The 12,321-nt window shown below is 43.8% G+C and carries 6 protein-coding genes; 2 read left to right on the forward strand and 4 right to left on the reverse strand.

Features of this window, described 5'->3' with window-relative positions; genetic code table 11:
• Nucleotides 1-4: 4 nt before the first annotated feature.
• Entirely contained in the window at nucleotides 5-1,021 is a 1,017-nt protein-coding gene (locus JGK36_RS15990; protein ID WP_293197470.1) for an IS630 family transposase, read from the forward strand.
• 97 nt (nucleotides 1,022-1,118) lie between these two features.
• On the opposite strand, the gene JGK36_RS15995 is transcribed toward JGK36_RS15990, so the two are convergent.
• Nucleotides 1,119-2,153, reverse strand: coding sequence for a hypothetical protein (locus JGK36_RS15995; protein WP_293197438.1), 1,035 nt, complete (start codon nucleotides 2,151-2,153; stop codon nucleotides 1,119-1,121).
• Nucleotides 2,154-2,618: 465 nt separating this feature from the next.
• Here JGK36_RS15995 and JGK36_RS16000 point away from each other — a divergent pair, with 465 nt between their 5' ends.
• On the forward strand, nucleotides 2,619-3,665 hold the full coding sequence (locus JGK36_RS16000; RefSeq protein WP_293197440.1) for a Fic family protein: 1,047 nt from the start codon (nucleotides 2,619-2,621) through the stop codon (nucleotides 3,663-3,665).
• Between the two features lie 397 nt (nucleotides 3,666-4,062).
• Here JGK36_RS16000 and JGK36_RS16005 read toward each other — a convergent pair whose 3' ends face one another.
• The 3 genes from JGK36_RS16005 to JGK36_RS16015 all read right to left on the reverse strand — a co-directional run bounded on the left by JGK36_RS16005 (nucleotide 4,063) and on the right by JGK36_RS16015 (nucleotide 12,205).
• Nucleotides 4,063-5,013, reverse strand: a complete 951-nt coding sequence (locus JGK36_RS16005) for a tyrosine-type recombinase/integrase (RefSeq protein WP_293197442.1) — start codon at nucleotides 5,011-5,013, stop codon at nucleotides 4,063-4,065.
• Nucleotides 5,014-5,253: 240 nt separating this feature from the next.
• Complete coding sequence (locus JGK36_RS16010) at nucleotides 5,254-10,104, reverse strand: 5'-methylthioadenosine/S-adenosylhomocysteine nucleosidase (protein WP_293197444.1); 4,851 nt, start codon at nucleotides 10,102-10,104, stop codon at nucleotides 5,254-5,256.
• A gap of 64 nt (nucleotides 10,105-10,168) precedes the next feature.
• Nucleotides 10,169-12,205, reverse strand: coding sequence for a tetratricopeptide repeat protein (locus JGK36_RS16015; RefSeq protein ID WP_293197446.1), 2,037 nt, complete (start codon nucleotides 12,203-12,205; stop codon nucleotides 10,169-10,171).
• Between the last annotated feature and the right edge of the window lie 116 nt (nucleotides 12,206-12,321).

A 12,321-nucleotide genomic window follows, 5' to 3' on the forward strand; every position in this document is an offset into this window, starting at 1 on the left:
AGAGATTCGGAAACAACAAAAAAGAATCTTAGCATATAATAAAGTTCAAATGCTTTATTTGTTTCAGTCAAAACAAGTAGAAACAGTCCGAGAAGTATCATCTATTTTGGGCAAAAGTGAAACTACAATTCATCGCTGGCTCTTTCAATATAAAGAGGGTGGCATAGAAAACTTGTTAAAAAATCGACAGGTTTTTGGCAGACCCAAAAAGTTTTCAGTTGAAGTGGCGGCTTTAGTACAACAAGAATTGAGAGACCCCGAAGGATTTTCCAGCTATAAAGAAGTTCATCTCTGGCTCTGGTTGATCAAAGAGATACCTAGTAGTTATCAAGCTGTATACTCCTTGGTCAAAGGGGAGTTGAAAAGTAAATTAAAAATCCCAAGACCCCGGAGTAGTGAACAAGAGCCAACGGCAGTTAATGAATTCAAAAATAGCCTGCCAGAGAGAATTAAAGCCTTGCTAGATAAAGCTCCTGACCAAGTAAAGAAATACAAGAAGTGGCTTTTTTGGTGTAGTGACGAAACTCGATTAGGACTACATACAATTGGTCGGCGAAGGATCACACTACGGGGTGTAAAACCCGTAGGAAAACATCAATGGAAATTCAAATGTTTTTGGCTGTATGGAGCAGTATCCCCATCTACTGGAAGAAGTTTTTTTTGGGAGTTTTCCCATTTAGATAAAATTTGTTTTCAAGCATATTTGGAACAATTATCGCTTGAATATCCCGATGAATTGCATATCATTCAAGTCGATAATGCTGGTGGTCATCTTTTAAGCAAATCTGAATTGCCAGACAATATTATTTTACTATTTCAGCCTCCTCATTGTCCCGAAGTAAATCCAACAGAAAGAGTGTGGGAATATATCAAAGAATTTTTAGCTTGGTTAGTCTTTAGTAATCTTGACGAACTCCGCGTAAAAGTTCAGGAAATCTTAGCATCTTTAACGAATCATGTCATTGGTTTTCTCACCGGATGGTCTTGGATTTTATATTCTTTATCTCTAACACATCTTTAGAAAAATGGTATTAAATAGTATTTGTACAGAAAACCCGGCTGCAAATTGTCAAAATTCGTGCCGTATATTTTCCGTACAAATGCCATAAAATGCAGTTCTAAGCAGATTTTTCGGGAAGCAAAATAACTCGATTAGTATTGGTTTTAACGCGAGCATCGAACTGCTCTAATACTCGGTATTCCGGGTCTAGTAGACTAGCAATAACGGTTATTGGGGTTTTGATTTCGCTTTGGTAAAAATCGAGAGCTTCTTGATAGTCAGAACTTGCAAAAACAGCTTTTGTGTTCCTGCGCACTTCGTACTGTTTGGGAAAAGTAAGCGTACTTGGATTTATTTCCGCAAAGTCAGCGGATGGCGGCTGTTTGTTCAGATTAATTAAGTACAGTATTTGGATGTTTTTTAACCCCCAGATTTTGATTTCGTGCTTGCAGGCTGTAACGCAATTTGGTGCGCGTAATTGGAATCCAGCAGCATATTTTTCTCGAATCAAGTATCTGCCCCATGATTCAAGTTTTGCTTTATTATTCCCTCTCAGGTAAGAAAATTGTATCTCTCCGTCAGAAGAATACACTTGACCGATTCGGTTGTCGCCACAGTAAGTTAAGTTTGCTTGTTTTTCTGTCAAGAAGCTGTCTTGGTTGCTGTTGCCGTTTTCGGGATGGCTGTGACTGTCTTGGTTGCTGTTGCCACTGTTTTCGGGATGGCTGTGACTGTCTTGGTTGCTGTTGCCGCCATTGTTTTCGGGATGGCTGTTGCTGTCTTGGTTGCTGTTGCCGCCACTGTTTTCGGGATGGCTGTTGCTGTCTTGGTTGCTGTTGCCACTGTTTTCGGGATGGCTGTTGCTGTCTTGGTTGCTGTTGCCACTGTTTTCGGGATGGCTGTTGCTGTCTTGGTTGCCATCATCGGGGGCTCTGTCGTTAGGGTCATTGTCCCACAAGGACATGACCGACTTTTTCAATTTTTCGATCGCCAGTGGTGCTATTTCGGTTGCTGTGGCGATGGCGGAACTCAATGCAGCCATCGCATCGATAACGCTAAGTTCTGCGGATTGCAGCGACGATACCTGCGCTTCTTTGATGCGGATTTCTTCTTGCAATACTGCGATTTTGTCAGAAAAAATTTCTCCTAACATAGCTTTTGACTCCTTGTTCTGGGGTTGTCTCACCTGAGCCACTTCCAATTCGGGACAGGTGGTTTTTGCTCCAGCGCGAAGCGCTTTTAATCAAGTTGTTCAATTGCTATAAAACACGCACCGCGCGCCTTTTAAGCACGCGCCGCGCCTTTTTAAACACGCACCGCGCCTTTTTAAACACGCACCGCGCCTTTTAAACACGCGCCGCGCCTTTTGAACACGCATCTATAGAGTCTGTGGAGGAAAATAGCGTTCGTTAATTTGGGCATTTAGCCCCTTATTCCAGGGTATTGGTACCGTAGTCCCGGTGGGAAGCTGGCGACCTTTGACACACAAAACAGTACAAATGCGATCGGGTACAATACCTTTAATATAGGTACTGTGACCAGGCTAGTACCTATATTAAAAATACTTATATAATAGGCCTAAGCGACTCAATGGCTATGACAGTGGTGCTTTTAATCTATGAAATCTTTTGAACAGACCTTTTTAACCCAGCAACCGATTACCCAAAAACTGCTACAGACGATTCGCTTAATTGGGGAGTACAAAGGCAAGCAGGAATTATACAAGCAACAAGCGCCACAAGTGCTAGAAACTTTGCGGCAAACTGCGATTATTCAAAGTACCGAATCTTCTAACCGCATTGAAGGAATTACCGTTCCTCTGGCACGAATTCGCAAATTAGTAACGGAACGCACAGCACCAAGGGATCGTTCGGAACAGGAAATCGCTGGTTATCGGAATGTACTGAATACAATTCACGCCAGCTATGGTTATATTCCATTTACTCCGAATATTGTTTTGCAGTTTCATCGCGATTTATATCAATTTAGCGTCGGTTTAGGTGGCAGTTGGAAAACAACAGAAAATCTAATTACGGCAACCACAACTGATGGTAGACAAATAGTGCGATTTACTCCTGTTGCCGCCTATGCCACCTCTCATGCTATGGAAGAGTTGCATGAGAAATTTAATCTATTTTCCCGTGAAGGTGAGATTGAACCATTGTTACTGATTGCTAGTTATGTTCTCGATTTTTTGTGCATTCATCCGTTTCTGGATGGTAACGGACGAATGGCAAGATTGCTGACGCTGTTATTGTTGTATCAAGCGGGTTATGAAGTAGGGCAGTTTATTAGTTTAGAACAAATTGTGGAGCGCACGAAAGAAAGTTATTATGATGCTTTATACCAATCTTCTCAAAATTGGCATGAGGGGAAGCATAGCTTGTTGCCTTGGTCGGAGTATTTTTTAGGGGTAATGTTACTAGGAGCTTATCGAGAATTTGAGCAGCGGGTTGGGGTGATTGGAGGAGCAAAAGGAACGAAAACGGCAATGGTTTTACAGGCAATTGAGAGTTTGCCTTGGGAGTTTTCGATGCGAGAGTTACAGCAGCGTTGTCCGGTGGTTTCTGTGGATTTAATTCGTCGCATTTTGCGTCAAGAACGGGATGAGGGAAGGATTAAATGTGTGGGACGGGGAGTGGATGCGCGGTGGCGAAAGTTATAGACAATTTCCAAGGGAACGCATTTCAGAGGCGGCGACTGCCTTGGCCCAACAGATATTATAAATTAACCAGCGTCGGCTGCTTTTACTGCGGTCGGAACTCCGTTGAATACTCTATTTGTTGCTTGGAACGAACTACCAAGTCAAGCTTGGTTCCCTACTGGATTAAACTTTATATCGACCTACTGCCGCTACTGCTGCACGATATTTTTGAACTGGTATTATGTTGTTCAAGTAGCTTACGAAAAACCTGACAACAGCCAATTCTTCTGTAGCTTAAACCCAGGATTAGCGGAGGCTATTGATAAAGGAACTATAAGTTTCATCAGAGTCCTAGATGTCAATCTTGTCCACCTTTTATAGTGCGTCAGCACTTAACGGGAGAGAACGTCACAAAGCGCTAAAACTCCAAATGCTGCACGGCCCGCCGCTTAGTTTCCTCCCCACGCCTGTCATACTTTGCCGTAGTTACCGGAGAAGCATGACCCGCCAACTTTTGCACCGTAACAATATCCACCCCAGCATCGAGGAGATCCGAGCAAAACGTGCGTCGGAAGTCATGGGGACTAAAAGACTCCACCCCAGCAAGTTTAGCCCGCCGCTGCACAATCTTCAACACACCATCCTCCGTCATGCGTCGGCGCTGAATTTCTCCCCCCTTCCGAATCGGGTACAAAAGAGGGCCCGGAGCCTCCCCCCTCAAATCGAGCCACTCAGACACCAAAACGCAAGCAGACTCCGGGAGATAAACCGTCCTGTCTTTCTTACCCTTGCCCTCTCGGACGAACAGCGCTCCCGTGGATAAGTTAAAATCTCGCCTCAACAGATTAACCGCCTCACCGCGACGGATGCCACCCCCTCGCAAGATAGCAATCAGCGCCTTATCCCTAACATCAATAGGAGTCTTACCAGAGCAGCTTTGCATCAATGCAGCAATCTCAGAGAGCGTTAGCGCGCGCCCCCTAACTTTTCCCGATTGCTTGATACTCCTGACATCCACCGCCTTACTGTAATCTATTGGGTCGATTAAATCCAACCGCAGAGCTTCCTTCAACACCCGTCGCAGGGCGCACAGCATTTGGTTCACCGTCGCCGGGGCGTACTTTTTCTCCATAGCCGAGCGCAGAGCCGCCGTATGTTTGTAGCGCAATGCCGCCCAATTCAAAGTCATTGCGTCGCACTCCCCACCTGTCAGTATCCGGGCCATGATATTGAGTCCTTCTCTCATGGTTGCCTTTGACCGTTCGCTCCCCAAACTGTCGAGGTACACTGCTGCTGGATGCTGAGTCAGGGGGACCGGACAGCGCAAATTCAAGGTTGAGGGCTGTTGCTCTGGGAGTAAGTCGAGCATTTACTCTTTCAAAGTGACATTATAAATACTAAATTTTACGCCGTTAATGGTGCAAAATATCGATCGATTTGGCTCTTATTTCGTGAGTAAGAGCCGTCCGGCGAGCGAACTCGTGTGTTCTTTAATCAAACCGCATCCGTTCCTGTGGATAAACTGATGCGCTTGCGCTCGATCGTCAATTCAAGATTACGGAGACGGAGTTGATAAAATTTCTGGTGGGTAAATTGAGGGCGATCGAGATTAACTTTGAGGGGTAACCTCAGCAATGTCATCGTCTTTATACCAAGGTTCAATGTTATCTTTGTAGGGAATGACTTTGAATGTGTCTCCACTCCCAAGTGCAATGGCATACCAATTTCTGAACATTCTTTTCTTATCTGAAATGGTGATAAGTGGGTAAGATGGTTCTCGGTTCAGCCAAATTCCCCAGCCGATGCTTAAATTTTGTTGTGCCAGGGATTCAAAGAGTGCGGTACGGCGAACCAGTAGAACTTGACAAGAGGGTGTATGCCAACGTTCTCCTGGATTATTAAAGGTGAATGCCTGAACTTGTCCGCTAGCTGTCAGAAATTGACCTTCTCGAAAATCAACAATCCCCAGCATTTCTCGAATAGCTTTTGCTGGAACCCATTCATTATTCTCTCCATCCGGGGCTTCCCAATGGAACTGACAGGTCGTTGCCTGAAGTTGCAGTTCTATGGGATTACCGATCGCATCCAAAGTTTTGTGGCCTATCGCTCCCTCAATTTCCTCAATCCAAGGTGCCCAAACAACTTCACATGGATCGCGATAAAACTCGACTGAGGCAACTCCCGAAGAGAACTCATTTAGCTCAGGTAGTATTCCAAGCTGGGCATCCTCCTCTAGTAGGGGTGACGCATTTGAGGGAAATAGAAAACTCGATGCCCGTAATGCCGATTCTGCTTGGCTGTCTGCATTACGTCTAATAACAAACGATCGCAGGACAATCCATTCGTCGTTTCTTGCCCACTCCGGTAATTCATCTAAGTTATGGAGTAGTAAAGATGAAATATTTGGCAAAGGAGCTTTTTGAATCCACTCATTTACTCGCTCGACTTGAGCGAATTCAGTTAGTTCAGTATCAGGGACAAGTTCGGAAAAATCTAATACTTGATTTAGTTTTAATTGACCATAGCCTACATCTGATGCTGGATTTGTTGCTTCAGCTAATAAACTTAGGTCTACTGGAGGTTCAAAACATCTATTCCAGTCATATACTGCGACTCGATCTGCCAGGAAGCCGGAAAGTTCGTGGGTGGAGGCCCAGACATATTTCTCGCAAAAGGTTGCAGTAGTGCTTCGTGAGCCGTGACTTGCCTGAGAATATTCACGAAGAATAGCAATATCTGCACCAAGAATCTCACCAGGTTCACCACCATTTGGCTCTTTAATAAAAAATTCTTTCGACCAGCCCAACTCTGTTATGTAAGCAACAACAAAACCAAAAGCAAATTGTGTAGGACTCAACTCTGAAATCTCATATTCTGCACTATATTTTGACAAAAATACCTGAGCTGATGGTGAATACTCTCGTTGTGATAGAATCGTAAAAAAGTTTTCTTCACTGAGATCCTCAGATGGTTGAGTTAACCGCTGCATTATTAATTGGTATGTTTCCTCAGAAATCCCTTTTTGTGACTTTGCTTTTGTTGATTGATTTTTGATTATTTTTTTGAGAATATTTTTTACTTTTCTCCGAGATTCACTTTTAGCTGATTTTCTTATATAACCTTCAACAAAGCTTCTCAATAATTTTTCATCCATATCGTCGAAATTGCTTGCAGTCTCGTTATTTATTTGATTGTCAGTTCGACTCGTCTTTGTGAACTTATACCGCTCAAAAAATGACTTGATCACTCTTGGAACAACATACCAAGCTAAGTCTCCTGTAACTGGTTGAATTCCCAAATGCGGGTCTACATGAATAGCAGCATCTTTGTCAATGCAAAGTATTTCTTCAGACTCTATATATAGCGTATGAACGCTAATTAGGCGCTCTGCATCAATTTCAACATGGCAAGCAACACAACGTTCTATGATGCTTCTAGCGCTGTGCCTAACAACTATATTGTGAGTATAAAGAGGTGCTTTAGGAACGAAAAAGTTGTCAATTAGCCAACCGCACAAGGAAAGCCATTTTTCGTCTGGTCGAGTTAAACATGAAGCTCCATAAGCAGCAGAGAGGATATCCTCTTGCATCTGTGGGTCGTTGGTCTGACAAGCTTCTTTAAGAAGAGCAAATAATCCATCAGGATTTTGGCTGCCCCACACCGCAATTTTGCCACGAATTCGTCTGCGACTGTCGTTTTTTACTGTAGTCGTTGCCCAAGCTAATAGTAATGGAGCAGCATCCCAAGTATCATCATCGGCTATTTCCAGTTCGTCCAAAACTGCCTCTCCAAAGCCTTCCCAGGGTGCCCCATGATTGTGTGGGATGTAATCAGGGCCCGACCAGAACAAATCGCGTTCTGCGACCTGCATTGGTAGCAGTACATCATGAATAAACTTAGCTCCATATAGAAAACCAGGGATTCTAAGTCCAGGAATCACTAATATTTCCAAGACTTTTCTACAACTGGGCATATTTCTCTTGAAGATTTCGATAACCCAGTTTCCGTAATTTTTTCCTTTGGCTGGAGTCATAATTAAAATCGTTGTTAGGCAGATTTCTTCCCGCTTTTTAATGCTTAAGTTGTTTGACCATAATCCTGTAGTAAAAAAGTCATAACCATCCATGCCCAGAAGATAGGCAGCAAGTGTAATAGCATTATCTCGATACATCAGGTAATTTGGCATCTCTGGATTATTGAGGTTCGTTTTTGCTTCTTTATGAGCTTCCCAAGCGAGAAGGAAGTCCGTTATGGTTTCATAGGTAGGCTCCCAAAAGAGAAGATCGCCCTCAAATGGATAGTCTGAAGGTTGACTTCTAAGCAGCAAAAGTCCGCGATCGCGACATTTTTCTAGAATGTTGAGTAACTGTTGGCAAGACAAAATACCTGGTATCTTTTGAGCGATTTCAGCAACTTTTAATGCCTCTGCCTGCAAAAGTTTTCCCTTAGATAGGCAACCTTTAACAATCGCGCGTAAAGTATCGCGAACTGGGGTAATGTTTTCGCTCCAGCCTTCTGGATCGTTTTCTCGAATGGCACGTTCAGCATGATTAATCTTTCGGTCAATCAGCTTTGCCAGTGAGAAATCCTGGAGCGTAACAGCATTAATATCTATATATTTTTCTTCATATAAATCAGCGAAAAGTCTAATTGCAAGTGGAGTTTGCAAAGCCCAACGCAAAATAGGAGGACATTCAATTCGATTGACTTTGCAATAAGATTTAAAAATCTCACCAAGGGTCGCATCAGAACCACTCAAGTGAACTGAATCTATCCCATCTCGAAAAGCTATACGGGAGAAAAGGTTGGTACGTAGCGAACAAACAAACAGAACTTTCGGGTATTTCTTTGCAAGGGGAATCAGTTCTCCAACTTTTTCAGCCCACCGTTCTGCTCTAGGAGTCTCATCAAGACCATCAATAGCGATTAAAAAACGAGAATTTTCGACTTGAATCGCAGCAGCTTCTAGTGTGTCCATAACTTGATTGATATTCGATCCGGGCCTACCGATCGCTTCAGCCATAATTACATCCCAACTACGTGCTAAATCAATCTCTTTGGCGCGGATTAAAATTGCAGGTAAACCTGCTGCAAGCTGTCTCTGAACCGCATGAGCGAGGGCGTGGGTTTTTCCTACTCCCGGTTCACCAATGTAAGCAGCAAGCTGTCCTAAGCTTTGTAAGTATCTGGGTGTAACTTTTCGGGCAAGCCAACGATTCAGGGTCGCCTCAAGTTGTTTTCCGATATCCGCAGTTGGTGATTCTAAAGAGTGTTTCTCGTCTGGCTCAATTACTCTGATAAGCTGCCAAGGGGCATCTTCATCAGTGACTTCCCTTTCAAAGTCAGGAAGTGGGAAGGAGTTCCCGCGTACAATGCGGCTTTCTAATTCCTGTTGTTCAGTGATCGCAGCTATTATCCATTTTTCAGCACCGCTAATTAGGTTTTCGGCATCATCCCGCTGCATGAACTCCGGATACCGTCTCAGGCGCAAAATCGCCAAGTGTGCATCTTCGAGTAGTACACGAATCTGCCTTACCTCGTGCAGCCATATAGGTTGAGAAGATGGGCCATTCAATCGCAGATGTAGATCGGCTTCTATTTGACCAGTTTGATGAAGATCGGGAGAATAACGGTTGTTCAACCAGCCATGTTCAAGTTGCTGAAAATTTAGCTGTAAATTCTCAATTAGCTGTTGATTAGACCCCGTTTCAGTAACTAAAGTTTTTGACAGAATCTCAAAAGCAAAAGCACTGGCATGAAGAGAAGCTTTCTCCTGGCGAACCTGCTCAGACTCTACGGAATCGTCGTTTTTGCCTTCAATTAAATCAGAGATGCCTCGAATCACGATCGCCTTGATGTTGGGGTAGGCAAAGGCTGCACTCAGGAAGCCAAATCCTTCCATCTCGACCGCGATCGCATCGTTATAACTTATCCTCAGAAGCTGGAAAATATCTGACTGCTTGGAAGCAATTACCTTCTCTCCAGCAGCAATGGGAGCTACAAACACACGGGGCTGTGGAACGGGACTGCTGGATAATCGCTGTAACCAGTCTGTTTTTTCAGCCTCTCGTTTAGCTCTCCGCACCAGTGCGTAGGCGGATTGTCCCACTTCAGGTCGAGTTAAGAACTGGTCTCCTACTTTTCCTGACTCGTAGCCATAAACCTTCGTCGCTGCAACAACATCACAGATCGCAACGTCTTTGATCCCTCCAGCAATACCCACAAAGAAAAGGATCTCAGGCTTAAAGTAGGCGATCGCTCTTTCCGCTTCTATCCCTGCACCCGCATTACCTGCACCTACCTCAACAATCCCGACTTCCCAAGACTTGCCGTTAGCAACAAATTTACCGCGTTCATAAACTGTCCCTTGGGGGTGAATTTCTTCTCCGAGGTCGGCGAGATGGGTGCGAACAGCCAGATACTCTACAGAAATAGAAGTGAGGATAACTGCGCAAGGCATACAAAGTTCTGGAATATAGTATCTATAGCTTTATATCTTGACGAATTTTTCCGAGATTGCCCAGTCATGAGCTGTTTTTGGGGATATCTGCCAACCTCAATAGTACCTCCTTCATTGTGGGACGATCGCCAATGTTACGACAAATCTTGAGCGCTTGCTGCAAGGCATCGCGAGCTTCTGAATACCTCTCTAGTTCTGTCAGTGTCAATCCCATATTACAAAGGGTGGTTGCTTCCATCGAAAGATCTTCTATTTCCCTAGAAATTGCCAGACTTTGCTGTTGGTAATTGAGCGCATTAATATTGTCTCCTAAAGTGTGGTATGCAGCCCCCAAGTTGCCTAAAGCGATCGCTTCTCCCTGAATATCTTGAAGTTTTTGCTTCAAGATCAAACTCTGTTGGTAGCATTTAACCGCTTTGGTATAATTTTCCAGAGCGTAGTTAGCATCACCCAAATTTGAGAGCGCATTAGCTTTGAGTAAAGAATCGTCAATTGCCTCGGCTGCGGCTAAACTTTCTTCGTAACACTCGCTCGCTTGAGTATATTCCTCGCTCGCTTCGTAAGCTAGACCCAAGTTACATAAGACTTCTGCTTGTCCCTGAAGATCGCTAATTTCTTGTCTAATTGCCAAGCTCTGTTTAAAGTAATTAATAGCAGCGGCATGGCTTTCTAGCGCATAGTAGGCTTCACCTAAATCTTCGAGATACTCTCCTTGTGCCTGAAGGTCATTGAGTTCCCGTGAAATCGCCAAACTCTGCTGAAAACACTCGATCGCTTTAACCGGATCGTCTAATTCAGCATATAGGGTTCCAAGGTGCGCTAGAGCAGCTTCTTGTCCGGGGCGATCTTCGATTTGTTGGGAGATGTTTAAGCTTCGCTTATAGTATTGGATTGCGCTGTCGTGGTTTTCTAAGATTGAGTAAAGATTGCCCAGGCTTCGGATTGCCTTGCTCTCCCAAAAGCGATCTTGAATTTGCCGTGCAATCTTGAGACTTTCTTGGTAGTATGCGATCGCTCGCTCGCAGTCTCCTTGGCGATGATAAGCACTCCCCAGAGCCTCCAGATTGCTTTCTTGACCCCGACGAGAACCGATTTCTTTCGCAATCGTTAGGCTTTCTTCTAAATACTGAACAGCTTGGGTATGCTGTCCTAATAGGATATAAAGATTGCCCAAACTTCCCAGCGCCGATTCTTCATCTTGACGAGCGCCGATTTGCCGTGCGATCGCCAAACTTTTCTGATAATACTCAATCGCTTTATTTGGTTTGCCTAGAATCAAATAGAGCCGACCTAAATTTCCCAAACTTTGACCTTCTTCTTGATAGTCGCCAACTTCTCGGGCAAAACTCAATGCTTGTTCAAAACAGCTTCTAGCTTCCTTGTAGTTTATCAAATCGAAGTAAGCTTCTCCCAAACTTCTCAAGCATCCTGCTTCTTGTTGGCGATTTCCTATTTGTTGAGCGAGCGCTAGGCTGCGTTGGTAATAATCTATTGCTTTACCTGAGTTACCAATACCTCGATGAGCTAGTCCTAGATTTCCTAAACACTGACTTTCTAGCAAGGAATCGCCAATCTGTTTGGCTATGGTGAAACTGTGATGATAGTATTTAATTGCTTTTTCTAAGTCACCAAATGTAAGATAAGAATTACCGCTATTGTTGAAAATGATAGCATCTGTTCGAGAATCTATCTTGTGAAGAATTCGATTGTATAAGTCAAGGGGTTCTTGATAGTATCCCCAGGTATAGAGTTGATTGTGTAGCTTTTCGCCTGTAGGTGTATTGAGATGAATAAATAGAAGTTCGCTCGCTTTTTCCCAAGCTTCTATTTCGCAGAGATGGTGAAATGCTTCTATGCAACCTTTTACTTGCTCTAGATTTGTGGTAGACAGCAGAGGTTTATATTTTGTGAGCCAGTTAATTACTGCTCGATAATGGGTACGTTTAGTAAGTGGCTTGATAAATTTCTGGGTATAGGGATCAATGGCAAGCGCCACCAGAAGTGACTCACCGGAGGGTAGGATGTCAACCTTCTCGATGCCTGCAGCGGGCGTAGCCATCGCCTGTTGCTCTTCATCAACAAACTTATTTAAGCTATTCATGATTGAACTCCAATTGTTTTTCTAAGTCCCTACAATCTTTTTGTAGAGGATCGAGATTAACTTTTAGGGGTAATGTCAGCAAAGTCATCGTCATTACTCCCGATTTTTGAGACAGG

The sequence above is a fragment of the Microcoleus sp. PH2017_35_SFW_U_B genome, assembly GCF_020737865.1.
Taxonomy (GTDB): Bacteria; Cyanobacteriota; Cyanobacteriia; order Cyanobacteriales; family Microcoleaceae; genus Microcoleus.

Coding starts and splice junctions, on each gene's coding strand:
- JGK36_RS15995 (WP_293197438.1), bottom strand. CDS start 2,153: ATGTTAGGAGAAATTTTTTCTGACAAAATCGCAGTATTGCAAGAAGAA.
- JGK36_RS16000 (WP_293197440.1), top strand. CDS start 2,619: ATGAAATCTTTTGAACAGACCTTTTTAACCCAGCAACCGATTACCCAA.
- JGK36_RS16005 (WP_293197442.1), bottom strand. CDS start 5,013: ATGCTCGACTTACTCCCAGAGCAACAGCCCTCAACCTTGAATTTGCGC.
- JGK36_RS16010 (WP_293197444.1), bottom strand. CDS start 10,104: ATGCCTTGCGCAGTTATCCTCACTTCTATTTCTGTAGAGTATCTGGCT.
- JGK36_RS16015 (WP_293197446.1), bottom strand. CDS start 12,205: ATGAATAGCTTAAATAAGTTTGTTGATGAAGAGCAACAGGCGATGGCT.